The 24,367-nt window shown below is 67.1% G+C and carries 22 protein-coding genes; 16 read left to right on the forward strand and 6 right to left on the reverse strand.

The window, feature by feature from the left end:
- Window positions 1-87: 87 nt before the first annotated feature.
- On the reverse strand, window positions 88-513 hold the full coding sequence (locus ACP69V_RS11825) for a CBS domain-containing protein (protein WP_426024064.1): 426 nt from the start codon (window positions 511-513) through the stop codon (window positions 88-90).
- 94 nt (window positions 514-607) lie between these two features.
- Window positions 608-1,291 (reverse strand): rhomboid family intramembrane serine protease, encoded by a 684-nt coding sequence (locus tag ACP69V_RS11830; protein WP_426024065.1) that lies wholly within the window; start codon window positions 1,289-1,291, stop codon window positions 608-610.
- A 119-nt stretch (window positions 1,292-1,410) separates the two neighbouring features.
- Between ACP69V_RS11830 and hfaA the strand changes: the two genes are divergently transcribed.
- From hfaA to ACP69V_RS11850, 4 genes are all read left to right on the forward strand, one after another.
- Window positions 1,411-1,851: a holdfast anchoring protein HfaA gene (gene hfaA, locus ACP69V_RS11835; RefSeq protein ID WP_346497359.1), complete on the forward strand. Its 441-nt coding sequence runs from the start codon at window positions 1,411-1,413 to the stop codon at window positions 1,849-1,851.
- Window positions 1,848-2,864 carry a holdfast anchoring protein HfaB gene (gene hfaB / locus ACP69V_RS11840; RefSeq protein WP_346497357.1) on the forward strand — a complete coding sequence of 339 codons (1,017 nt, stop codon included), beginning with the start codon at window positions 1,848-1,850 and terminating at the stop codon, window positions 2,862-2,864. The genes hfaA and hfaB overlap by 4 nt, the downstream gene beginning before the upstream one ends.
- Window positions 2,791-4,050 (forward strand): holdfast anchor protein HfaD, encoded by a 1,260-nt coding sequence (hfaD, locus tag ACP69V_RS11845; RefSeq protein ID WP_426024066.1) that lies wholly within the window; start codon window positions 2,791-2,793, stop codon window positions 4,048-4,050. Before hfaB ends, hfaD begins: the two co-directional genes overlap by 74 nt.
- A gap of 110 nt (window positions 4,051-4,160) precedes the next feature.
- Complete coding sequence (locus tag ACP69V_RS11850; RefSeq protein WP_426024067.1) at window positions 4,161-7,064, forward strand: M16 family metallopeptidase; 2,904 nt, start codon at window positions 4,161-4,163, stop codon at window positions 7,062-7,064.
- Between the two features lie 129 nt (window positions 7,065-7,193).
- Here the strand turns inward: ACP69V_RS11850 and ACP69V_RS11855 are convergent, their stop codons facing one another.
- Window positions 7,194-8,096 carry a hypothetical protein gene (locus ACP69V_RS11855; protein ID WP_426024068.1) on the reverse strand — a complete coding sequence of 301 codons (903 nt, stop codon included), beginning with the start codon at window positions 8,094-8,096 and terminating at the stop codon, window positions 7,194-7,196.
- Window positions 8,097-8,402: 306 nt separating this feature from the next.
- Here ACP69V_RS11855 and ileS point away from each other — a divergent pair, with 306 nt between their 5' ends.
- From ileS to ACP69V_RS11880, 5 genes are all read left to right on the forward strand, one after another.
- Window positions 8,403-11,312, forward strand: coding sequence for an isoleucine--tRNA ligase (gene ileS / locus ACP69V_RS11860; RefSeq protein ID WP_426024069.1), 2,910 nt, complete (start codon window positions 8,403-8,405; stop codon window positions 11,310-11,312).
- A 367-nt stretch (window positions 11,313-11,679) separates the two neighbouring features.
- Window positions 11,680-12,948: a cation:proton antiporter gene (locus ACP69V_RS11865; RefSeq protein WP_426024070.1), complete on the forward strand. Its 1,269-nt coding sequence runs from the start codon at window positions 11,680-11,682 to the stop codon at window positions 12,946-12,948.
- Between the two features lie 43 nt (window positions 12,949-12,991).
- Entirely contained in the window at window positions 12,992-13,192 is a 201-nt protein-coding gene (locus ACP69V_RS11870) for a DUF2093 domain-containing protein (RefSeq protein ID WP_426024071.1), read from the forward strand.
- Window positions 13,189-14,046 (forward strand): M23 family metallopeptidase, encoded by an 858-nt coding sequence (locus ACP69V_RS11875; protein WP_426024072.1) that lies wholly within the window; start codon window positions 13,189-13,191, stop codon window positions 14,044-14,046. The genes ACP69V_RS11870 and ACP69V_RS11875 overlap by 4 nt, the downstream gene beginning before the upstream one ends.
- Window positions 14,047-14,113: 67 nt before the next feature.
- Window positions 14,114-14,620, forward strand: a complete 507-nt coding sequence (locus ACP69V_RS11880) for a response regulator (RefSeq protein ID WP_426024073.1) — start codon at window positions 14,114-14,116, stop codon at window positions 14,618-14,620.
- On the opposite strand, the gene ACP69V_RS11885 is transcribed toward ACP69V_RS11880, so the two are convergent.
- Together ACP69V_RS11885 and ACP69V_RS11890 are read right to left on the reverse strand one after the other, a co-directional pair.
- A complete protein-coding gene (locus ACP69V_RS11885) occupies window positions 14,566-15,492 on the reverse strand; it encodes a lysophospholipid acyltransferase family protein (protein ID WP_426024074.1) in 927 nt (308 codons plus the stop codon). The genes ACP69V_RS11880 and ACP69V_RS11885 overlap by 55 nt on opposite strands.
- A gap of 43 nt (window positions 15,493-15,535) precedes the next feature.
- Window positions 15,536-16,306 carry an SDR family NAD(P)-dependent oxidoreductase gene (locus ACP69V_RS11890; RefSeq protein WP_426024075.1) on the reverse strand — a complete coding sequence of 257 codons (771 nt, stop codon included), beginning with the start codon at window positions 16,304-16,306 and terminating at the stop codon, window positions 15,536-15,538.
- A gap of 110 nt (window positions 16,307-16,416) precedes the next feature.
- On the opposite strand from ACP69V_RS11890, the gene ACP69V_RS11895 reads away from it, so the two are divergent.
- The 4 genes from ACP69V_RS11895 (at window position 16,417) to ACP69V_RS11910 (ending at window position 20,179) form a co-directional block, all read left to right on the forward strand.
- Complete coding sequence (locus ACP69V_RS11895) at window positions 16,417-17,691, forward strand: EAL domain-containing protein (protein WP_425984875.1); 1,275 nt, start codon at window positions 16,417-16,419, stop codon at window positions 17,689-17,691.
- A gap of 188 nt (window positions 17,692-17,879) precedes the next feature.
- Window positions 17,880-18,749: a TIGR01459 family HAD-type hydrolase gene (locus ACP69V_RS11900; RefSeq protein WP_426024076.1), complete on the forward strand. Its 870-nt coding sequence runs from the start codon at window positions 17,880-17,882 to the stop codon at window positions 18,747-18,749.
- Between the two features lie 39 nt (window positions 18,750-18,788).
- Window positions 18,789-19,250, forward strand: a complete 462-nt coding sequence (locus ACP69V_RS11905; RefSeq protein ID WP_426024077.1) for a MaoC family dehydratase — start codon at window positions 18,789-18,791, stop codon at window positions 19,248-19,250.
- Window positions 19,250-20,179 carry a bifunctional riboflavin kinase/FAD synthetase gene (locus ACP69V_RS11910; protein WP_426024078.1) on the forward strand — a complete coding sequence of 310 codons (930 nt, stop codon included), beginning with the start codon at window positions 19,250-19,252 and terminating at the stop codon, window positions 20,177-20,179. Before ACP69V_RS11905 ends, ACP69V_RS11910 begins: the two co-directional genes overlap by 1 nt.
- Window positions 20,180-20,309: 130 nt before the next feature.
- On the opposite strand, the gene ACP69V_RS11915 is transcribed toward ACP69V_RS11910, so the two are convergent.
- Window positions 20,310-20,837, reverse strand: coding sequence for a gamma carbonic anhydrase family protein (locus tag ACP69V_RS11915; protein ID WP_426024079.1), 528 nt, complete (start codon window positions 20,835-20,837; stop codon window positions 20,310-20,312).
- Window positions 20,838-21,148: 311 nt separating this feature from the next.
- Between ACP69V_RS11915 and ACP69V_RS11920 the strand changes: the two genes are divergently transcribed.
- From ACP69V_RS11920 to ACP69V_RS11930, 3 genes are all read left to right on the forward strand, one after another.
- Window positions 21,149-21,940 carry a PhoH family protein gene (locus ACP69V_RS11920; RefSeq protein ID WP_426024700.1) on the forward strand — a complete coding sequence of 264 codons (792 nt, stop codon included), beginning with the start codon at window positions 21,149-21,151 and terminating at the stop codon, window positions 21,938-21,940.
- A gap of 126 nt (window positions 21,941-22,066) precedes the next feature.
- The gene (locus ACP69V_RS11925) at window positions 22,067-23,389 is read left to right on the forward strand and encodes a UDP-glucose dehydrogenase family protein (RefSeq protein ID WP_426024080.1); all 1,323 of its coding nucleotides are present in this window, start codon (window positions 22,067-22,069) and stop codon (window positions 23,387-23,389) included.
- The gene (locus tag ACP69V_RS11930) at window positions 23,389-24,363 is read left to right on the forward strand and encodes an SDR family NAD(P)-dependent oxidoreductase (RefSeq protein WP_426024081.1); all 975 of its coding nucleotides are present in this window, start codon (window positions 23,389-23,391) and stop codon (window positions 24,361-24,363) included. The genes ACP69V_RS11925 and ACP69V_RS11930 overlap by 1 nt, the downstream gene beginning before the upstream one ends.
- The last annotated feature ends 4 nt before the right edge of the window (window positions 24,364-24,367 follow it).

A 24,367-nucleotide genomic window follows, 5' to 3' on the forward strand; every position in this document is an offset into this window, starting at 1 on the left:
GACCACCCGTTTTGTCAGCAAGCGGATTCTGACTGTTGGGGGAAAGTTTCTCAAAGACTCATGATCAACGAGCAACGGCAGCAGCCGTCAGCCCGCTATGTAGGTCCGCAAGCTCGCCGCTTCCTCGGCATGCTCGGCGATCTGGCATTTCACCACGTCGCCGATGGAGATGACGCCGACCAAGCGCTGGGCCTGCATAACCGGCAGATGTCGGATGCGCCGATCGGTCATGCGGGTCATCAGGGCGGACATCTCCTCCCCCGGCTCGGCGAAGATCACCTTGGCGGTCATATAGTCGGCGACCGGACGATCCAACGCCCCGGCGCCATCGGCGGCCAACGCCTTGACCACGTCCCGTTCGGAAAAGACGCCGACGACATGGTCGCCGTCACAGACGACCAGCGCCCCGACCCCTTTCTGCTCCAGCTCCCCGCACGCCTGCGTCACCGTCAGGTCGGGCGTGATGGAGAAGACGGCGTTTCCCTTGGTCTTGAGGATTTCGGCGACAAACATCGCGGCTCCTTCTCTCTATAGAAGAGACGACCGCAGGGCCGGAATGGCGACAGGGCCGCTCGGGAACCGATGATTGCTCAGCACACGCCAGGAATCAAACGCCGCCGATGGATTTCGACGCGACGCCTCTGCCGAACAGCCGGCCCAACGGCCCGATCGCCAGGAAGCCGACGACGAAGCCGACCGCGTGGGCTTCCCACGCGATACGCGCACCTTCCGCGCCGGGCGCATAGCCGATCAGGCCGGTCAGCGCATTGATCCCCATCCAGGCGACGGCGGCGCTGATGACTCGGCGATCGGTCATCGGCAGCACCCTGCCCTGCCCTCCAAGCAGCCGGGTCGCCGCCCCGATCAGGCCGAACACCGCGCCCGACGCCCCGACCATAGGCTCGGCCGAGCCCCAATGGATCAGCCCATAGCCCAGCGCGGCCAGCACGCCGCAGCCTATATAGAAGAGCAGGAAGACCGTCGGCCCGATCTTGTCCCCGAACAGTCGCGCGACCGGCGTTCCGAACGCCAGCGCCGCGACCGCATTCATGATGGCGTGGGTCCAGCCGCCGTGCAGCAGCATGGCCGTCAGCAGTCCGCCCCAGCGTCCCTGCTCCAGATCGGCAGGCGCAAAGGCCATGCTCATGCCCATGTCGGGCAGATCGCGCTGGAAGAAGAACAGCGTCGGCATCGACAGCACGATCAGCAGCACGACCAGCGGCGCGTTGAACGCGGGTTCTCTGACGGGCTGGCTGTTCTGCGGATCGAATCGACCGGGTGCGTCTGACATGGCGTCACAAATGCTCAGTGACCTGCGTCACATCAAGCGCTTCTTAATAACCTTAATGCAGGTTGGGGTGCGGATCTCCCCTGGGGTCCGCCGTTCGTTTGCGCGCGAGGAACCCTGTAATGCCCGCCAAGAGGCTGTTTCTATCCACCGCCGTCGTGGCCGTCGCCGCTGCGGCGAGCCTGCCGGCTGCGGCCCAGTCCACCGGATCCGGCAGCGCATCGCGCTTCCAGCAGGGGTACGGCGGCGCGCGCTCGGCCGCCAGCACGGCGACCACCGGCTATACCCGCGACGCCAACGGCAATCGTCTGATCGTCAACGGCATCATCCAGCCGGGCGCCTCGTCCTATTCCAGCCAGTCGGGCGGCGTCGCCTCGGCCTATGCCGGCGCGGGCTCGTCCAGCAACGGCGGCACGACCATCGGCGGCTCGACCGCCATCGGCAACCAGCTGAACGTGGTGGTCCAGGGCAGCCGAAACACCGTCATCGTCAACTCGACCCAGACCAACACCGGCGCGATCAACGCCGGCACGGCCCTGAACGGGAACATCAACCTGCCATGAGCCGCCCCCATCTCATTAAAGGGGGAGCCGCCGTGTCGGCCGTCGCCCTGCTGCTCGCCGGTTGCGTCAGCCCGGTCGCGGGTCCGTCGGGTCAATATGCGACCCCGATCGGCAATGCGCCGGTGACCGCCAACCCGACCCCCTATTCCGCCGCTCTCTATTGCCTGGCCGACTACGCCCGTCGCTACAACCTGCCCTCGCCGCGCATGGCCGTGGGCCGGATCAGCGACTACACCGGCACGGTCTCGTCGGACGGCGGACGCCAGATCACCGGCGGCGCCTCCCTGATGGCCAACTCGGCGCTGGCCAAGGCCGGCGCCCGCATCGTCGAACGCTACGACACCTCGGTGTCCGAACTGGAACTGCGCTACGCCAACAACAAGCTGATCGGCGACCAGGCTCCCGAAGCCCAAGGCCCCGAGGACACCCAGTACCGCCGCATCCTGGCGGGCCAAGTGCCCGGTTCCGACTTCTATGTCGTCGGCGGCATCACCGAGGTGAACTACAACATCCGCTCCGGCGGCTTCGACATCGCCGGCGGCGAGGTCGACAGCAATCGCCCTGGTTCGGGCATCGTCAACCACCGCGTCTATGTGATGAACATCGCCATGGACCTGCGCCTGGTCCAGACCACCACGCTCGAAGTCGTCGATGTCGTCTCCTATCAGAAGCAGATCATCGGCCGCGAAATTTCGGCCGGCGTATTCGACTTCCTGAACGGCAATGTCTTCGACATCTCGGCCGGCACAGGCGGGATGGAGCCGACGCAGTTAGCCGTCCGCGCCCTGGTCGAACGGGCCACGGTCGAGTTCATGGCCAACCTCTACGGCGCGCCCGGCCCCGAAATCTGTCTCAACCCCGCCAATGATCCGCTCGGCGGTTCCACCGTCGGTCCGACCGGCGGCTATTATCCGGCCTATCCCACTCAGGACACCAACAATGGCCAGACACGCGCCGATCCGTCTCGCTGGCATGATGGCCGCGACGGCGACGTTCGCCGCACTCGCAACTGAAGCGAGCGCGCAAGCGACCCCGGTCTGCGATCCGCAAGCCGGCGAAGCCTGTTCCAGCACCCAGGACCAGTCCGGCGACGTCACCGGCCTGGTGGACATCGACCTGTCCGTCGATCAGGTGACCGTCAGCACCAGCGCCCAGGGCAATGCGCTCGCGGGCGGGGTGACGGCTGCCTCCGCTGGCCTGGTTTCGCGCCAAACGATGACCGGCGCGACCGTGGCCCGCAGCAATGTGATCGTGAACGGCGAGGCCGACGGTCAGCTCAGCGTCGAAACCACCGCGCGCGGCAACTATCTGGGCGTCACGACCAACGGCGCGACCTTCGCCGTCGATGCGACCCAGTCCGCGACCGGCGAGCGCGTCCAAGCCGGAACCTATGTCCAGGCGCCGGGCGGCCGCGTGCTCCAGGGCGGCTTCGCGACCAGCGCTGCCGTCGCCAATACCGTCGCCATGGGCGGCCCCTCTTCCTCGCTGACCGGCGTGATCGACCAGACGGCCCAGACCACCGTCTTCGCCGAGACCGTCGCAGACGTGCAGTACATTCCCGCGCCCGCGACCTTTTCGTCTCAGGCCGTCGCCAATGCGGTCCAGACCAATACGACCGGCGCCTCACACCAGGACCTGGCCATCCGTCAGTCCAACGGCGCCTCGACGACCGAGGCTCGCACCGACGTCTATGTCGACAACGCCTGGGACCTGACGGTCGGCGCCAACGCCGGGGCCAACCAGGCCATCACGGCCAACGCCGGCGGCTCGATGCTGATCGCGACAGACCAGACCAACGCCGGCCGCGTCCGCGCCGACGCCCGCGTCCAGACCAATCTCCAGGGCCAGACGGTGCTGGCCGCCCGCAGCGTCGCCAACGAGACCGTCGCCGGCAACAACGACATCTATCTGAAGCTGGACAACACCCAACTGAACTCCGGCGGGGTTGAGGCCAACGCGACATACGTCGGCGTCAACGGCTATGACGCCTATGTCGGCGCCGACGCGGTCGGCAATGCGGTGACGGGCTACGCCTGTTCCCAGTGCGGCGGCGACGTCAACATCACCAACAACCAGACCAACAGCGGCAATGTGACGGCGACCACCAGCGCCACGGTCGCCTCCGGCCGCACCGCCGTCGTCGGCGCCAACGCTGTCGGCAACACCGCCAGCTTCTACATCAGCCGCCCGGGCGGCTGACCCAAACATGACAAGTCGGTAAGGTTCGTCGGTCCAGCTTGCTGGAAAGGCAAGCTCACTTTACACGTCCGGGATCGCGCCATCGGGGGTTGCGGTTTCGGAGTGATACCATGCGTTCTGCACGCCATCTGCTGCTCGTCGCCGTCTCGGGACTAGCCCTTACCACCGGGGCGTTCGCCGCCCCTGCTCTCGCTCAGACCGCAGCGCCCGCCGCTGCCTCGGCCGGCCAAGTCGCGCCGTCCGCCCCCTGGGCCCAGGCCGCCAGCGACATTCCCGCCGATCCCGCCGTCCGTTACGGCCTGCTGCCCAACGGCATGCGCTATGCCCTCCTGCACAATGCGACGCCTCCAGGCCAGGCCTCGTTCCGCCTGCGCATCGACGCCGGTTCGTTGATGGAGCGCGACGACCAGAAGGGCCTGGCCCACTTCATGGAGCACATGGCCTTCAACGGCACCAAGGAGGTGCCCGAGAACGAGATGCTGCGCATCCTGGAGCGCCTGGGCCTGGCCTTCGGCGCCGACACCAACGCCTTCACCAGCTTCGACCAGACCGCCTATATGCTGGAGCTGCCGAACACCAAGGACGAGACGGTCGATCCCAGCCTGCACATCCTGCGCGAGATGATGTCGGCGGCCCTGATGGCACCGGACGCCATCGATTCCGAGCGCGGCGTCATCGTCGGCGAGGAACGCACCCGCGACACCCCGCAACTGCGAGTGCTGAAGACCCAGCTGGGTCTGCTGGCGCCCGGCCAGCGCCTGTCGGAACGCCTGCCCATCGGCGACCTCGACATCATCCGCAACGCCCCGCGCCAACGGTTCGTCGACTTCTACGACGCCTATTATCGCCCCTCGCGCGCTACCTTCATCGCTGTTGGCGACTTCGACGTGGACGCCATGGAGGCCAAGGTCCGCGCGGCCTTCGCCGACTGGAAACCCACCGCCGCCGACGGCCCGGAACCCGACCTGGGAACCGTCGCCGCGCGTGAACCCCAGACCAGCATCCTGGTCGAACCGGGCATCCAGTCCTCGATCCAGCTGAACTGGATCAAGAACCCCGACCTGGAACCCGACACGGTCGCCGAACGCGCCGCCGACATCCGTCGCGGCCTGGGTCTGGCCGTGCTGAACCGTCGCCTGGGCGAGATCGCCCGCGCCGACAACCCGCCCTTCATCGGCGCCGGCGCCGGCTATCAGTCGCTGTTCGACAGCCTGGACGCGGGCACTCTTGCCGTCGCCTTCAATCCCGGCGGCTGGCAGCGCGCGCTTGAGACCGTCGAACAGGAAAGCCGTCGCTTGGCTGAATACGGCGTGACCGACGCCGAGCTTCAGCGCGAGATCGTCAACACCCGCACCGCACTTCAGAACGCCGTGGCCTCCGCCGCGACCCGTTCGACCCCCGCCCTGGCCACCGGCCTGCTGGGCGCCGTCAACGACGATCAGGTGTTCAGCGCGCCCCAGACCAATCTCGACATCTTCGACAAGGCCGTCGAGGGTCTCACGGTCGATCAGGTCAACCAGGCGACCAAGGCCGTGTTCGAAGGCCAGGGCCCGCTGGTGCTGTTCAGCTCACCCGTCCCGGTCGAGGGCGGCGAAGCGGCCGTCACCGCCGCGCTGGAGGCCTCGCGCAACACCCCGATCCAGGCCCGCGCCGTCGAGGCCGAGCTGAAATGGCCCTATGCTGACTTCGGCGCCCCCGCCGTCCCGGCCTCGCGCACCGAGGTCGCCGACCTGGGCGCCACCCTGGTCCGCTTCCCGAACGGCACATTGCTGAACATCAAGAAGACCGACTTCCGCGCCGAACAGATTCTGGTCAGCGCCCGGACCGGCATCGGCGAACTCGGCCTGCCGGCCGATACGCTGTCGCCTATGTCGATGGCCAGCACGGTCCTGACGCCCGGCGGCCTGGGCAAGCTCAGCCTGGACGAGATCAACCGCGTCCTCAGCGGCCGCACCTACAGCGCCTCGGTCAACCAGGCTGGCGACGCCTATGTCTTCTCGGGCGCGACCAAGCCGACCGACCTTCAGCTGGAGCTTCAGGTTCTGGCCGCCTATCTGACCGATCCCGGCCTGCGCGCCGCGCCGTTCGAACAGACCAAGGCCATGTTCCCGCAGATCCTGGCCCAGCTGGGCGCCACGCCGCGCGGCGTGTTCCAGCGTGACGCCTCGGGTCTGCTGGCCGGCGGCGATGCGCGTGAGGTGACCCCGACGGCCGAACAGGTCGCGGCGATCCAGATCGACGACGTCCGCAACGGCGTCCGCTCGGCCTTGGCCCAGGGTCCGGTCGAGATCACCGTCGTCGGCGACGTGGACATCGACGCCGTCATCGCCGCCGTCGGCTCGACCTTCGGCGCCCTGCCCTCGCGCGGCGCCGAACCGACCCCGCCCGCCGGCTCGACGCAGCGCAAATTCCCCGCACCCGTCGCCACGCCGGTCCAGCTGTATCACACCGGTCCGGCCGAGCAGGCGCTGGGCTTTGTCGCCTGGCCGACCACCGACCAGATCGCCGATCGCAAGACCGCGCGCCAGCTGTCGATCCTGTCGGACGTGCTGCAACTGCGCCTGAACGACGAGATCCGCGAAAAGCAGGGCCTGGCCTATTCGCCCAGCGCCAGCTCCAGCGCCTCGGACGTCTACCCCGGCTACGGCTTCATCTCGGTGACGGCGGAAACCCCGCCGGCCGCCCTGCCCAAGCTGTTCGAGACGGTGGACGCCATCGCCGCCGACCTGCGCGACAACCCGGTCAGCGACGATGAGCTGAACCGCGCCCGCCGCCCGGCCGTCGAACGTCTGCGCCGCAGCATGGCCGACAACGGCTACTGGATGACCCAACTGGCCGAGGCTCAGTCCAACCCCACCACGCTGGATCAGACCCGCAACCAGGTCGCCACCCTGGAAGCCGTCACCGCCGCCGACCTTCAGACCCTGGCCCGCCAGTATCTGAAGCCCGACGCCGCCTGGCGCGCCACCGTCACGGCCCAGGCCGCTGCAGCTCAGGCCGCCGCGGCTCAATAGGCGCCCAAGAAAAAGGCCCCGGCTCTTGCGAGCCGGGGCCAGTCGTCAGGATCGTCGACGGAGAGCCGACGGTCTTTTTATCTCACGCGCCCCATGATCGGCGGCTGAACGGGCGTGTTCGGCTCCGGTTCAGAACACCCGGCCGCCGACGCCGCCGTCCAGGGTGATGACCCCGGTCAGCACGGTCGCGCTCTCGACCTGTTCCTCGCGATACTCGGTGTATTCCTCTTCGCGATACATCGTCAGGATCTTCACCCCCGCGCCGTAGCGACGCAGCAGCGACCGCTCGTTGCAGTCGCGCTCGGGCTTCTCGGGACGGCATTCCAGCTTGCCGCCGGGGCCGTACCACAGCGCCTCGTGCTTGCGGCAGGTCAGGGTCGTGCCGTGGTCGAAGCTGATGTCGCCGTTGTAATCCGCGATGGTCGCCTGCAGCCATGTGCCCGACAGGCAGCGATAAAGCTCGCCCTCGAACCCGTCCGCGATCTCGCGATCCGGCCGCACCTGAGATGCGGGATGCGGCACCTGGCGGGCGTCGATGCACACGGCCTGGATGACAACCCGCTTCATCATGTTGCGGAAGGCGGTGTAGGGGGTGCGCACGGTCTGGGCGATCATGCCCTCGACGGCCAGGCCCTGGATCGTGGTCGGATAGGGCTGGTCGACGCTGACATAGGCCGCGCCGCCGCCCCCGCCGAAGCTGCCCGAAAACCCGCCGGCCCGTGCATTCACGAACGACCGCGCGCCCGAGTTGGCGTTTGCGCCCGCGTTCGCATTGGCGTTCGCGCCCAGGTTCACGTTCACATTGACGTTGGTGTTGATGTTGCCGTTCCAGTTTCCACCGCCGCCGCCGCCGGGACCGCAGTTACCACCCCCGCCGCAGGGCGGCGGCTCGGGCGGCGGGGGTGGCTCGCACGATGTGCAGGGCGGCGGCTCGCAGCCTCCGTTGCACTGCGCCAAAGCCGCCCCGGCACCCGCCGAGACAGCGAGACCGGCCGCCAGGCCCAGCATCCATTTCGTGATCCGCAGCCGCATCGGCGGGAACTCCCAAACGTAGATTTCGTGTCGACTGGGCAAGACGCCGGCCGATCCTGCATTCACCAAAACGACAAAAGCCTTTCGTTTCCGTTGATGACGCCTGCGCTTCGGGATGGCGCAATGCCGCATCCGTCTGCTAGACCGCCCGCATAATGACCGTCCGCGTCTCCATTCGCCTGATTTCGATTAGCCGCCCGGCGTAGCGCCTCTGGGCCTTCTGGCCCCGTGCACGCCGGGAAGACCGCCCAAGAGAATGGGCGAACGAAGACAGCGACCTAACCTTCACGACGCCGAGACTGCTCAATGGCTGACGCCCCCGAATCCAACGCCCGCGACTATCGCGACACCGTCTTCCTGCCCGAGACGCCCTTCCCCATGCGGGGCGGTCTGCCGCAGAAGGAGCCGGTGATCCTGGAGCAGTGGGGCGACCTGTACGGGACCCTGCGCGCCGAGCGCCAGGCCCATAAGGCCCCCCTCTATGTGCTGCACGACGGCCCGCCCTACGCGAACGGCGACATCCACATCGGCCATGCGCTGAACAAGACGCTGAAGGATTTCGTGGTCCGCAGCCGGTTCCTGCTGGGCTATGACGTCGACTATGTCCCCGGCTGGGACTGCCACGGCCTGCCGATCGAGTGGAAGATCGAGGAACAGTTCCGCGCCAAGGGCCGCCGCAAGGACGAGGTCTCCAAGGACGAGTTCCGCGCCGCCTGCCGCGAATACGCGGGCAAATACATCGACCTGCAACGCGACCAGTTCAAACGCCTGGGCATCACCGGCGACTTCGCCAACCGCTACGCCACCATGGACTTCGCGTCCGAGGCGGCCATCGTCGCCGAGTTCCATAAGTTCAAGAACTCGGGCCAGCTGTATCGCGGCTCCAAGCCCGTCATGTGGTCGCCGGTCGAGCGCACCGCCCTGGCCGACGCCGAAATCGAATACCACGACCATGTGTCGCCCACGATCTGGGTCAAGTTCCCGGTCACGGGCGCATCGGACGACCATCCCGACGACCTGCTGGCCTTCCGCACCAGCACCCCGTCCATCGTCATCTGGACCACCACGCCCTGGACCATCCCGGCCAACCGGGCCATCAGCTACGGCCCCGAGATCGCCTATGGCCTGTATGAGGTCACGGCCATGGAAGAGGGTCTGGAGTTCGCGCCCTGGGCCAAGCCGGGCGACCGACTGATCGTCGCCGACAAGCTGGCCGAGGATGTGTTCAAGGCCGCCAAGATCGCCGCCTGGAGCCGCATCTACGACATCAATCCGTCGGGCTTGGAATGCGCCCACCCCCTGGCGGCCCTCGACAGCGGCTACGGCTTCTCGGTGCCCCTGCTGGCCGGCGACCATGTCACCGACGACGCCGGCACCGGCTTCGTCCACACCGCCCCGGGCCACGGCGCCGACGACTTCGAGGTGTGGAAGGCCCACGGTCATCACGAGGTGCCGGACACGGTCGATCCGGACGGCGCCTATTACCCCGGCGTTCCCCTGTTCGCCGGCCTGAAGGTGCTGGAGACCGAGGGCAAGAAGACCGGCAAGTTCGGGCCCGCCAACGGCGCGGTGATGGAGAAGCTGATCGAGGCCGGCAATCTGCTGGCGCGCGGCCGGCTGGAACACTCCTACCCCCACTCGTGGCGGTCCAAGGCCCCGATCATCTTCAGAAACACCCCCCAGTGGTTCATCCGCATGGATCAGCCCCTGAAGTCGGGCGACACCCTGCGCGAAACGGCCCTGACCGCCATCGACGACACCGAATTCCACCCTGCCGCCGGCCGCAACCGCATCCGCTCGATGGTCGAGGGCCGCCCCGACTGGCTGGTCAGCCGTCAGCGCGCCTGGGGCACGCCCCTGGCCATGTTCATGGACAAACAGACCGGCCAGCCCCTGCACGACCCCGAGGTCGACGCCCGGATCGTCAAGGCCGTGGCCGAACACGGCGCCGACATCTGGTTCACCGCGCCGGACAGCGACTTCCTGGGCGCTCACGACCCGGCCCGGTATGAGAAGGTCGAGGACATTCTGGACGTCTGGTTCGACAGCGGCTCGACCCACGCCTTCACCCTGGACCCGCGCCTGCCCGAGCAAGGATATACGGGCGACCGCCCGGCGCACTGGCCCGCCGACCTCTATCTGGAAGGGTCGGACCAGCACCGCGGCTGGTTCCAGTCGTCGCTGCTGGAAGGTTGCGGCACCCGTGGCCGTGCGCCGTTCAAGGCGGTCCTGACCCACGGCTTCACCCTCGACGAGAAGGGGGAGAAGATGTCCAAGTCCAAGGGCAATACGACCGATCCCCTGACCATCATCAAGGAAAGCGGCGCCGACATCCTGCGTCTGTGGGTGTCGCTGGTCGACTATTCCGAGGACCAGCGGATCGGCAAACAGATCCTGCAGACCACGGTCGACGCCTATCGCAAGCTGAGGAACACCGTCCGCTATCTGCTGGGCGCCCTGGCCGACTTCGACGAAGCCGAACGCCTGCCGCTGGACCAGATGCCGCCGCTCGAAAAGTTCATCCTGCATCGCCTGCATGAACTCGACGCCCATGTGCGCCAGGCGTATGCCGAATACCGGTTCCAGGACGTGGTGCGCCCGGTGCTGGAGTTCTGCTCCAACGACCTGTCGGCCCTGTATTTCGACATCCGCAAGGACGCCCTCTACTGCGACCGGCCCGACAGCCTGCGCCGTCGCGCCGCCCGCACGGTGATGGACGAGGTCTTCATGCGCCTGACCGCCTGGCTGGCCCCGCTGACGCCCTTCACGATGGAAGAGGCCTGGACCACGCGCTTCCCGGATGCGGGGACCAACTGCGCCCGGGTGATCCCGGAGACGCCGGCGGAGTGGAACAACCCGGCCGAGGCCGAGCGTTGGGCGGCGATCAACACCGTCCTCGAAGTCGTCAATGAATCGTTGGAGGCCGCCCGCCGCGAGAAACTGATCGGCGGCGCCCTGGACGCCTGGCCCACGGTCACCGCCCCGGCCTCGGCCTTCGCCCCGTTCGAGGGCCTCGACGCCGCCGAGATCTTCCGCACCTCGGGCGCCGACCTTGTTGAAGGCGAGACCATCTCCGTCACGGTCGCCACCGCCGACCACCCCAAATGCGCCCGCTCCTGGCGCCGCGTCCCCGACGTCGGCTCCGACCCGGTCTACCCCGACCTATCGGCCCGCGACGCCGATGCGGTTCGGTATTGGGACCAGACGCACGGCTGAGTCCTCCTCCCATCAGGGCAGAGAGAACGCGCGCCATCGTCTCCTCCCCACATGGTGGGGAGGAGAACCGCGCAGCGGTGGAGGGGCTTGAAGTAGGAGCCTCTCCCTCCCCTTCATGGGGAGGGACGATCGCGCAGCGATCCGGGTGGGGCCGTAAGAGCGCGCGCAGCGCTTCACACGCCCCCGAGCGTGCAGGGCAACCAACAAGGCCCGGCGCTCCCCAGCCCTCCATAAACTTCGCAGCGAAAGCGCGAAGACAGAGCCAATTTCCACAGATCGCGACACTGCGTCATCTTGCCAATCGGCTCTGCGGTCACCAACTGCGACGCCTACCCAAAGCGACCCCCTTCTCCCGACAGGAGCCTCGATGACGCATGCCGACAGCCTGATTCTCACCCTGGTCGGAGGCTTCGTCCTCGCCTTCGTGTTCGGCATGTTGGCCAACCGTCTGAAACTGTCTCCGCTGGTCGGCTATCTGGTCGCCGGCGTCGTCGTCGGCCCCTATACGGCGGGGTTCGTCGCCGACACCCAACTGGCGCCGCAGTTGGCCGAGATCGGCGTGATCCTGCTGATGTTCGGTGTCGGGCTCCATTTCTCGCCCAAGGACCTGATGCAGGTGCGCAAGGTCGCCATCCCGGGCGCCTTGGTCCAGATCGCGGCCGCTACCATCCTGGGCTGGGCCCTGGGCCGGTTCGTGCTGGGGCTTGGCGACGTCGAGGCCCTGCTGATGGGCTTTGCGTTGTCCGTCGCCTCCACTGTGGTCCTGCTGCGGGCGCTGGAAGAGCGCAAGCAAGTCAAGGGCGAGATCGGGCGGATCGCCGTCGGCTGGCTGATCGTCGAGGACCTGGTCATCGTCATCGCCCTGGTCATGCTGCCCATGATGGTTGTCCCGGCCGGGACCCAGACCGACCTGGGCGCCTTGGGCCTCAACGTCGGCTGGACCCTGCTGAAGGTCGTGCTGTTCGTCGCCGGCATGCTGGTGGTGGGGGGCAAGGTGGTTCCGTGGCTGCTGATTCGCATCGCCCACACCAAGTCGCGCGAACTGTTCACGCTGGGCGTGCTGGCCATTGCCCTGGGCATCGCCTGGCTGGCCTATTACCTGTTCCACTCGTTCGCCCTGGGCGCCTTCCTGGCCGGTCTGGTGATGAACGCCTCGCCCCTGGGTCACAATGCGGCGGAACGGTCCCTACCGCTGCGCGACGCCTTCGCTGTGCTGTTCTTTGTCTCTGTGGGCATGCTGTTCGATCCGATGATCCTGGTGCGCCAGCCCTGGGCCGTTCTGGGCGTGCTGGGCATCATCATCGTGGGCAAGTCGGTCGCCGCCCTCGTGATCGCCCGGAGCTTCAAACTGGATCGCCCCACCGGCTTCACCGTCGCAGCCGCCCTGGCCCAGATCGGCGAGTTCTCCTTCATTCTGGCGGCCCTGGGCGTCAGCTTGGGCGCCATGAGCCGCGAGACCCACGATCTGATCCTGGCCGCCGCCCTGCTGTCGATCTCGCTGAACCCGTTCGTCTTCCTGTTCACCGACCGGATGGGCGGCAAGCCCAAGCCGCCGGTGCCCGGTTCGCGCGACGCCAAACAGGCGGCGGTCGATCTGGCGGCCGAGGAGAACGCGCCCAATCCGGCGACGGCGTAAGACAGCGCTTGGCCTTGCCCTCTGATCGTCGTTAACTGCGGCAATGGACGCGACGAAAGCCGTACTGGCGACCCTTCATTATGGCGACGGCGAATTCGCGGTGCTGAAGCCCGGCCGCTTCGTGCGCTGCGCCGTGACGGACAAGCCGATCCCGCTGGAAATCCTCCGCTACTGGAGCCCAACGCGCCAGCAGCCCTATTTCGGACCGGCGGAGTTCATCGCGGCGATGCAAGAGCCGCAATGATCCCGTCGCGCCGCGTCCTGCTGATCGGCGCCGGGGCCAGCCTGGTCGCCGCGCCGCTGGCGGCTCAAGACCGCAACACCCTGCCGCTGGCCCTGAACGGCGCCTGGCGTCAGGGCGGCTACGCCTTTGGCCGCACTGCGCCGCGCGCCCTGATCTTCGTCGATGGCGAGGCCCTGACCACCGCCTCGGCCGCCGGCCTCTTTGTGATCGGCTTCGACCGCGACGCCGCCGCCAGCGTCCAGATCGAGGCTCGCGCGGACGGCCGTTCGGCTCGACGCACGCTCGACATCGCCCCCTACACCTTTCCCTCGACCCGCGTGAACGGCCTGCCGCCCTCGACCGTCGAGCCCAGCGACCCCGCCCTCCTGGCCCGCATCCAGCGCGAGATCGCCCTCAAGACCGAGGGCTTCGCCAGCCGCATCGACGCCGACGACTTCAAGTCCGGCTTCATCTGGCCGCTGGAGACCTACCGTGTCTCCAGCGCCTGGGGCGCCCAGCGCATCCTGAACGGCACGCCCGCCCGCCCCCACTACGGCATCGATCTCGCCGCGCCCCAGGGCAGCGTCATCCGCGCCCCCGCCGACGGCCGCATCGCCTTCGTGCGACCCGACATGCATTTCGAGGGCGGCCTCACCCTGATCGACCACGGTCAGGGCCTGATCACCTGCTATCTGCACCAGTCGCGGCTGGACGTGCAGCAGGGCCAGCGCGTGCGGCGCGGCGATCCGCTGGGCCGCGTCGGCATGACCGGCCGCGCCACCGGCCCGCATCTGTGCTGGCGCATGAAATGGCGCGACCGCAATCTGGATCCGTCGCTGATGGTCGGCGCCTTCGCGCCGCAAACCCTGGCCTGATCAATGGCTACGCTTGCGGGACTAGGTACATACCCCTAAGCGTCCAAACGCCATTCGTCGGGGACCGATGTTTTCTCTTAGATCGCTGAACGTCCTGCTCGTGGACGACAATCAGAACATGCGCGCCATCGCCGCCGCAGTGCTGCACTCGGCCGATATCCGCAACGTCCATGAGGCGGCCGAGGGCGCGACCGCATTCGACCTGCTGCGCCACCACGCTATCGATCTGGCTATCGTCGATTTCAACATGTTCCCGCTGGACGGCGTCGAGTTCACGCGCCTGGTGCGCACCAGCCCAGACAGCCCCAACACCTTCCTGCCGATCATCATGATGACCGGCCATTCCGAACGCAGCCGCGTCTATGAGGCCCGCGACGCCGGCGTGACCGAGTTCATCGTCAAACCCATCACCGCCAAGGCCGTGCTGGACCGGATCAACGCCGTCATCATGCGGCCCCGGGCCTTCATCAAGACCGACGACTATGTGGGCCCCTGCCGCCGGCGCCGGGAGACGCCGGACTATGCCGGGCCGTTCCGCCGCGCGTCCGACGCCTCGCGCTCCAACGCCGCATAGACCTTGTCGGGCCAGCGCCTGTGGACCCAGAACCAGTCCACGGGACGCTCCCTCACCCGGTCCTCGACGAAACGGTTGGCCGCCTGGATCCCCGCCAGGGTATCGGCCGCCTTGTCCTCGCTCTGGCTGACAACGATCGGCTCATGCGCCGTCACCCGGAACCGCACGCCCGGCAGCCGCACCACCGACAGCGGCAGCATGACGGTGTCGAACTTCAGCGCCAGCCGCGCCGCACCGGGCGAGGCATTCACCGGCTGACCGAAGAACTCGACCTCCGGCCCCTGATTGTATTTCTGATCGACCAGCAGGGCGATGGAATCGCCGCGCTTCATCCCCGCCATCAGCTCGCGCGTCCCGTCGCCCTTGGGCGCGAACAGGCGGATGCCGTACCGTTCGCGGCTCTGGCGGATCAGGGCGTCGACATACGGATTGTTGGCGGCGCGATAGGTCACCTGGCACGGTACGCCCGACGCCATGATCACCGCCGCCATCACCTCGAAATTGGCCAGATGTCCCGAGATCAGCACCGCCGGCCGGCCGCTGTCGCGCAGGGCGTGCAGCCGCTCCATCCCGACCACCTCGACCCGACCGCCCTCGGGCGTCAGCCGGTCCATGACCGCCAGTTCGGCGAAGGTCCGCCCCGTCTGATCCCACTGGGCCAGCGCCAGCGCCTGACGCTCGTCGTCGGCCATGTCAGGAAAGGCGATCCGCAGGTTTCGCATCACCGTCTTCTGCGTCCCGGTCAGCGGCCCCAGCGTACGCAGCAGCCAGCCGCCCAGTCCCGACGCCCCCTCGACGCCCAGCAGACGCAGGAAACCGAACAGCGCCTGAAAGCCCAAGGCCTCCAGGCGCCAGATCAGATCCTGTTTCACACTCGCGGCGCTACCGCCCGTTGGGCGGCTTGAGCGCGTCTCTTCACCAGGCAATCGTCAATCCACCGTCCACCACAAGGGTCTGCCCGGTCACATAGGCCGACGCAGGACTGCACAGATAGACCGCCGTGCCCGCGATTTCATCGGGCTGGCCGATCCTTTTCAGCGGCGCGGGCTCGGTGACTGTTTTCAGCAGCTCGGGATTCTCCCACAGGTATTTGGCGAAGTCGGTCTGGACCAGACCGGGGGCGATACAGTTGACCCGTACGTTCGACGGACCCCACTCCACCGCCAGGTTCCGCACCAGCTGCATGTCCGCCGCCTTCGAGATATTGTAGGCGCCGATCAGGGCGTTGCCGCGCAAGCCCCCGATAGACGAGATCACAAGGATCGCGCCGTCTTTCCGCTCCACCATCTGCGGCGCGACCATCTGGATCAGCCAATGGTTCGAGATGACGTTATTCTGCAGGATCTTCTCGAACTGATCGTCGGCGATGCCCGCCATAGGCCCGGCATAGGGATTGGTCGCGGCGTTGCAGACCAGGATGTCGATCTGACCGAAGGCGGCGTTGGTTTCGTCCACCAGCCGCTGCAGGTCTTCCTTCGACGCGATGTTGGCCGGAACCGCGATGGCGCGGCCCTCGCCGTACTTGCCGTTGATCTGGGCGGCGACCTCGTCGCACGGCCCGGCCTTGCGCGACGAGATGACGACCTTGGCCCCGTGTTCGGCCAGCCGTTCGGCGATCGCCTTGCCGATTCCGCGCGACGATCCGGTGATGATTGCGACCTTGCCGGTCAGATCGAACAGTTCCATTGCGTTTCCCGTAGGTTTTGGCGGGGATATTTGTTTTCCCGCTCTAGCCGAATGACATTGATAGCCTGATACTCGGGCGATTCCATCCGGGAGTGGCCGACCGCCAGCCGATGCGCAACGTAACAACGGGCTTTCTGTATTTCGCCTACCTGTTCCTCGGCATGACCGTGGGCGCCTTCCTGTGGCGCGCCGGCCTCGGGATCGGCGCAGGCGTGGCCGGAACGCTCGGCGCGCTGGGCCTGCTGGGCGCCTTTCACGGCATCGTCACCGGCATCGCCGAGCGCCGCGTCCTGAAGAAGGAAATCGGCCAAGTCCGCGAGGCCCACCGCCTGCTGGCCGATGCGATGGAGTCGACCCAAGGCGCCCTGACCGAACTGGCCCACGCCATCGAAAGCGGCGTCCTGTCCGACACCGACGCCCTGACCGGCGAGGTCCGCATGCTGGAATCCTTGGTCCAGCAGATGAGCGAGAGCATCGACGAACGCCTGTCGGCCGCACCCCACATCGGCGTCGAGACCTTCGAGGGCCGTCGCGTGGCCCAGTCCAACGTCCTGCTGCGCACCATCCACGAGGCGCTCAGCGAGGGCCGCGTCGATCTGTATCTCCAGCCGGTCGTCTCCCTGCCCCAGCGCCGGACCATCTTCTACGAAAGCTTCACCCGTCTGCGGGACTCGACCGACCGCGTCATGATGCCGGCCGAATACCTGTCCCTGGCCGAGGGCGAAGGCCTGGTGCCGGCCATCGACAATCTGCTGCTGTTCCGCTGCGCCCAGATCGTGCGCCGCCTGGCGCGCCAGGACCGCAAGGTCGGCGTCTTCTGCAACGTGGCCCTGACCTCGCTGGGCGACGAGACCTTCTTCCCGCAGTTCCTGGATTTCCTCAGCGAGAATCGCGACCTGAACCAGGCCCTGATCTTCGAGCTGGGCCAGGCCACATTCGACGCCCGCGGCGCCGTCGAGGCCCGCAACATGGCCAAGCTGGCCGACCTCGGCTTCCGCTTCTCGTTGGACAAGGTTCAGACGCTGGACCTCGACTTCGCCGACCTTCAGCGTTCGGACGTCAAGTTCATCAAGGTCTCGGCTGACCTGATGATCGAACAACTGCTGGACCTGGACGGCGGCGCGCCCTTGCGCTCCATGCCTGATATCCAGGCCGCCGACTTCGCCGCCCTGACCCGCCGCTACGGCGTCGAGGTCATCGCCGAAAAGGTCGAAAACGAACGCCAGGTGGTCGACATCCTGGAGCTCGATGTCGCGATGGGCCAGGGCCACCTGTTCGGCGAACCCCGCGCCATCAAGGACGAGGTCCTGGCCGAAACCGACCCCCCGGCCGAGTTCCTCCGCTCCACCCTGCGCAGCGCCGAACAGCGCAGGCGTTTCAGCTAAACCCTTCCTGTCTCCTCCCCGCTCGCGGGGAGGTGGCGCGGCGCACCTTCGCGCCGTAACGGCGGGGTTCTTTCCACATCACAGGCGCCGAGCCCGCTTCAAGACCCCCTCCACCGCTTCGCGGTCCCCCTCCCCATTTCATGGGGAGGAGACTTCCGTCAGAGCGTCAAAACCCCTACGTGCCCCCCATGACCCTCCCCCACGCCCTGCCTCACCTCGGCGCCGTCGCCGGCGACTACGACATTCTGCTCTGCGACGTTTGGGGCGTGATCCATAACGGCCGCGAGAGCTGGGCCGCGCCGTGCGAGGCCCTGACGCGGTTCAATCGCGAGGGCGGTCACGTCGTCCTGATCTCCAACTCGCCCCGTCCTGCTTCGGACGTAATCGCCCAGCTCGACGGCCTGGGCGTCCCGCGCGAGGCGTGGAAGGCCTTCGTCACCTCCGGCGACGCGACCCGCGCCGAACTGGCCAAGCGCGCGCCCGGCCCGGCATGGATCGTCGGCCCTGAGCGCGACGCTCCCCTATACGCTGGTCTGGACCTGGCGCGCGCCGACAGCGCCCAGGATGCCGCCTTCATCTCCGTCACCGGCCCCTTCGACGACACGGTCGATACGCCCGAGGACTATCGCGAGCGGTTCGCCGTCGGCGCGGCGCGCGATATCGAACTGATCTGCGCCAACCCCGACCGCGTCGTGCAGCGGGGCGACCAGTTGATCTACTGCGGCGGATCGCTGGCCGATCTCTACGAATCCTTGGGCGGCCGCGTGGTTATGGCCGGCAAGCCCTTCGCCCCCATCTACGACCTGGCCCTCCACGAGGCGCAAACCCTGCTAGGTCGCCCGGTCGATCGCTCGCGCGTCCTGTGCATCGGCGACGGCGTCGTCACCGACGTCATGGGCTCCAACGCGCAAGCCTTGGACTGCCTGTTCATCGCCCAGGGCATCCACGGCGATCAGGCCAAGGGCGAGGACGGGGCGCTGGATCCCGCCCGCGCCGGCGATCTGCTGAAGGCGGAAACGACCTATGCGCGATACGCCGCGCTCGAACTCGCTTGGTAAGGCTCGCCATTTTGTCGCACCGCCGCTAAAGCCTGCATCATGGTCGAATTGGTACAGCAGCATCCGTCCGGTGGTTACATCCTGGACGAACTTCACGTCGGCATGGCCGCCGAGAAAATCGTGGTCGCGACGGAGGACCGCATCCGGCTGTTCGCCGAGGCGTCCGACGACTTCAATCCCGTCCACCTGGACGAGGCCTTCGCGTCCAAGACCGCCTATCGCGGCCGGATCGCCCACGGCCTGCTCAGCGCCTCGTTCGGCTCTGCAGTGGTCGGCACCATGCTGCCGGGCGCGGGATCGATCTACATCTCCCAGACCCTGGCCTTCCATCAGCCGGTGCGCATCGACGACGTGGTTCGCATCGTGATCACCGTGATCGAGGTCGAGGCCGAGAGCGCGCGGGTCAAGCTCAGTTGCGAAGGCTTCGTCGGCGAGACCATGATCATGGACGGTGTCGCCGTTGTCCGCGTGCCCCGCCGGCGCAAACCCTCCCAGCGCTGATGCAGATCGTCCGCGACTGGCGCGGCCTGTCCGAGGCCCTGAAGGGCGCGGCGGTCGCCGTCGGCGCCTTCGATGGCGTGCACCGGGGACACCAAGCCGTCATCGCCGGCGCGCGTGACGCCGCCGAAAGGCTGGGCGCGCCTTTAGGCGTCGTCAGCTTCGATCCCCATCCGCGCCGCTGGTTCCAGCCCGAGGCCGCCCCTTTCCGCCTGATGACCGCCGACCAGATGGCCGAGGCCCTGGCGCCGCTGGGCGTGGACATCCTGTATCTGCTGCCCTTCGACGGCGAGATGGCCGGCATGACCGACGCCGCCTTCGCCGGGCGGGTGCTGTCGGAAGGCCTGGGCATCCGTCACGCCGCCGTCGGTTTCGACTTCACCTTCGGCAAGGGCCGCTCCGGCTCGCCCGAGGCTTTGCGCGCCTATGGCGAGCGGCTGGGCTTCACCGTCTCGGTGGCCGAACGCCTGGACGACGCCGACGGCTTGAAACTGTCGTCCAGCGCCGTGCGTGAAGCCTTGAAGGCCGGGGACATGGCCCGCGCCGCCGCCATCCTGGGCCGCCCCTTCGCCATACGAGGCGAGGTGATCCACGGCGACAAGCGCGGCCGCACCATCGGCGTGCCGACCGCCAACATCGCCCTGGGCGATTACATGCGCCCCGCCTACGGCGTCTATGCGACCCGCAGCCGACTGACGGACGGCCGCATCGTCGACGGCGTCTCCAGCCTGGGCTTGCGCCCCATGTATGCGCTGGAGACCCCGCTGCTGGAGGTCTGGCTGTTCGACTTCGATGGCGACCTGTACGGCCAGACGCTGGACACCGAACTGGTCGCCTGGCTGCGCGGCGAAGAATCCTTCGACGGGCTGGATGCGCTGAAGACCCAGATCGACGCCGACGCAGCGGCGGCGCGGGCGATATTGACCCCCTAACTTCCGCTCATCCCGGCGAAAGCCGGGACCCAGTACTTTGGGCGACGGATCGTGACGCGGTTCAAGATCGGCCGTCCAGCGCACTGCCTCGCGAAAGGACTGGGTCCCGGCTTTCGCCGGGATGAGCGGTTCAAAGGGAGCGCAACTCCGCCGCAAACCGCTTCCAGTTCTGCACATAGTGTTCGGCCGACATCTGCAGCACGGCGATGTGCGCAGGATCACGCTCGCGCACCACCTTGCCCGGCTGGCCCACGACCAGACTGTTGTCGGGAATGACCTTGCCCTCGGTCAGCAGCGCATTCGCCCCGATGATGCAGTTCTTGCCGATCTTCACCCCGTTCAGCACCACCGCCCCGATGCCTATCAGGCTGTAGTCCCCGACCTCGCAGCCGTGCAGCATGGCCTTGTGCCCCACCGTCACGCCGCGCCCCAAGGTCAGGGGCGATCCCATGTCGGTATGCAGGACGCTCCCGTCCTGAATGTTGCTGTCAGGACCCACTGCGATGGGATCGTTGTCCCCGCGCAGCACGGTGCCGAACCAGACGCTGGCGTTGGTGTGCAGAATCACATTCCCTATCACCGACGCACTCGGCGCCACCCAGTATTCGCCCAGCGGCGGAAGCTGCGGTTTGCTGTCGCCCAATGCGTAAATGGTCATCAGTGCACCGCCTAATCTTTGAAAAATGAGGGCTTTAACGGATCGCTAACCACGATAGCATCAAACTGTTGATGCGATTCGTGGGTCGCCATTTCGGCCCCGGATCCGAAACCGGATCAAGCCCGATCCGGTCATTGTCGGGGCTTTCGCGTGGCGCGTTGGGATCCTGGTTCGGTTGTTCGGCGGCGGGCGCATCCCGTTGCAGACGGCCCTGCTGTCGATCCGGGCGGTCGCTGCGATGCGGGCCGCGACCCTTTCCTCCCCAAGACCATCCAAGGCGGAACCCGTGTGGGTCCGCCTTTTTTCATGCCCTGGAGGCGTCCATGACCAAGCGTGCTGCAACCAAGCGTCAAACGCGTGAACACGGAATCCTGGATTCGCGTGACTTCATGGAGGAGTCGAAAGTTCGCCGGCTCCACGCCCCTCACAACGAACGATCAGGCTGGTCGCCCAACCCGTCCAACGACGACCGGGAACAGGGCTACCTCAAGACCCTGAAGCCCAAGTCCGAGGGCCAGATCGAAATGATGGAAGCCATCGACACCCACAACCTGGTCATGGCGCTCGGTCCCGCAGGCACCGGCAAGACCTATCTCGCCGTCGCCAAGGCCGTCGAGGCGCTGGAGGCCGGCAAGATCGGCCGCATCGTCCTCAGCCGCCCTGCCGTCGAGGCGGGCGAATCCATCGGCTTCCTGCCGGGCGACATGGAGGACAAGCTGGCCCCCTATCTGCGCCCGCTTTACGACGCCCTGTCGGATCGTCTGTCGATGAAGCGGGTCAAGGCCCTGATGGCCGAGGGTCTGATCGAGATCGCGCCCATCGGCTATATGCGCGGCCGCACCCTGAACAACGCCTTCATCGTCGTGGACGAGGCGCAGAACTGCACCTACGTCCAGCTCAAGATGCTGCTGACCCGCCTGGGCTGGCACTCGACGATGGTGGTCACGGGCGACCCGCAGCAGTCCGACCTGCTGCCCGGCATCTCGGGCCTGTCCGATGTGTCCGCTCGTCTTGAGGCCGTGCCGGACATCGCCGTGGTTCGCCTGGCCGAACGCGACATCGTCCGTCACCCGCTGGTCGCCTCGATGATCGGCGTCCTCTAGCCCCACGAAGTGCAGCCGGCGCCGCGAGGCGTCGGCTGCATCCTGGTTGCACCAAGAAACCAAAAGCCATTGTCCCCAAGCGCACCGCCCCGCTAAAGGTCGCGTCGCCGCTGATGAGGGATTTCGATGCGCGTAGCGATGATTGGGACGGGTTATGTGGGCCTGGTGTCCGGCGCCTGTTTCGCCGACTTCGGGCACGTCGTCACGTGCATCGACAAGGACCCATCCAAGATCGAGCGGCTGGAGCGGGGCGATATCCCGATCTTCGAGCCGGGGCTGGACGATCTGGTCGCGGCCAATGTGCGCGAAGGCCGGCTGTTCTTCACCCTGGACGGCGCCGAGGCGATCCGTAACGCCGACGCCGTCTTCATCGCCGTGGGCACGCCGACGCGTCGCGGCGACGGTCATGCCGACCTTTCCTACGTCCACGCCGCCGCCGAGGAGATCGCGGGCCTGATCGAGGGCTTCACCGTCATCGTCACCAAGTCCACCGTGCCGGTCGGCACGGGCGACGAGGTCGAGGCCATTATCCGCAAGACCAATCCCCAAGCCGACTTCGCCGTCGTCTCCAACCCCGAGTTCCTGCGCGAAGGCGCCGCCATCGGCGACTTCAAACGTCCCGACCGCGTCGTCATCGGGATCGACGACATCGACAGCGATACGGGGTCGCGCGCCCAGAAGGTGATGAGCGAACTCTACCGCCCGCTGAACCTCAACGAGAGCCCACTGCTGTTCGTCGGCCGACGCACGTCCGAGCTGATCAAATACGCCGCCAACGCCTTCCTGGCGATGAAGATCACCTTCATCAACGAGATGGCGGACCTGTGCGAAGCCGTCGGGGCTGACGTGCAGCAGGTCGCGCGCGGCATCGGTCTGGACAAGCGGATCGGCTCGAAATTCCTTCACGCCGGCCCCGGCTATGGCGGCTCGTGCTTTCCCAAGGACACCATCGCCCTAGTCCGCACCGCCCAGCAGTACGGCGCCCCGACCCGGCTGATCGAGGCCACGGTCGCGGTCAACGACGCCCGCAAGAAGGCCATGGCCGAACGCGTCGCCGCGACCCTGGGAACCAGCGTCCAGGGCAAGACCGTCGCCCTGCTGGGCCTGACGTTCAAGCCGAACACCGACGACATGCGCGACGCGCCAAGCCTGGACATCGCGCCCGCCCTGATCGCCGCCGGCGCCAAGGTCCAGGCCTTCGACCCCGAGGGCATGCACGAGGCCGCCAAACTGCTGCCCGACGTCGAGATGAAGGACAGCGCCTATGACGCCGTCGTCGGCGCCGACGCCGTCGTTCTGGTCACCGAATGGGACCAGTTCCGCGCCCTGGATCTAGACCGCATCAAGCTTTTGATGAGACAGCCGGTCCTGGTCGATCTGCGCAACATCTATCGGCCCGAGGACATGAAGAGCCGCGGCTTCCGCTATATGGGCATCGGGCGCGGCTGATGAGGTCGCCGATCCTCGTCACCGGCGCCGCCGGCTTCATCGGCATGCACGTCGCCGAGCGCCTGCTGGACCGTGGCGAACAGGTGATCGGCGTCGATGTCTTCAACGACTATTATGATCCGCGCCTGAAGGCGGCCCGCGCCGCCCGGCTGGAAGGCCGCGACGGCTTTCGCATGGTGCGCGCCGATATCGCCGATCATGAGCAGATGCGCGCCTTGGTCGCGGACGCCGGCGTCAAGTGTATCGTCCATCTCGCGGCCCAGGCGGGCGTGCGGTATTCGCTTGAAAACCCCTTCGCCTACGAGCGGTCCAACCTGGCTGGCCATCTGTCGATGCTGGAGGCCGCGCGCCACAATGGCGTGACCCATCTGGTCTATGCCTCGTCCAGCTCGGTCTATGGCGACCGGCCGCTGGAGGGTTCGGGTTTTCGCGAGGACGACCCGACGGTCCAGCCCGTCTCGCTCTACGCCGCGACCAAACGGTCTTGCGAACTGATGAGCCAGAGCTACGCTAAGCTCTATGGTTTCCCGCAATCGGGCCTGCGCTTCTTCACCGTCTATGGCCCCTGGGGCCGGCCGGACATGGCCTATTTCAGCTTCACCCAGAAGATCGTGCGCGGCGATCCGATCGAGGTCTATGGCGAGGGCAAGATGGCGCGCGACTTCACCTATATCGACGACATCGTCGACGGCGTGGTCGCCGTACTGGATCATCCCCCGGCTCAGGGCGTGCATGAGGTCTACAACATCGGCGACAGCCAGCCGGTCGGCCTGATGGAGATGATCTCGACGCTGGAAACCGCCTTGAGTGTCGAGGCGAAGAAGGTCATGCGGCCCATGCAGCCGGGCGACGTGACCGCCACCTATGCCGACATCTCCAAACTGAACGCCCTTTGCGGCTACCAGCCCAAGGTGCCGCTGAAGGCCGGGCTGGAGACGTTCGTCGCCTGGTGGCGGCAATACGAGAACGGCTGAAGCG

This window comes from Brevundimonas sp. PWP3-1b1, from assembly GCF_049896065.1.
GTDB classification, from domain to species: Bacteria; Pseudomonadota; Alphaproteobacteria; order Caulobacterales; family Caulobacteraceae; genus Brevundimonas; species Brevundimonas intermedia_B.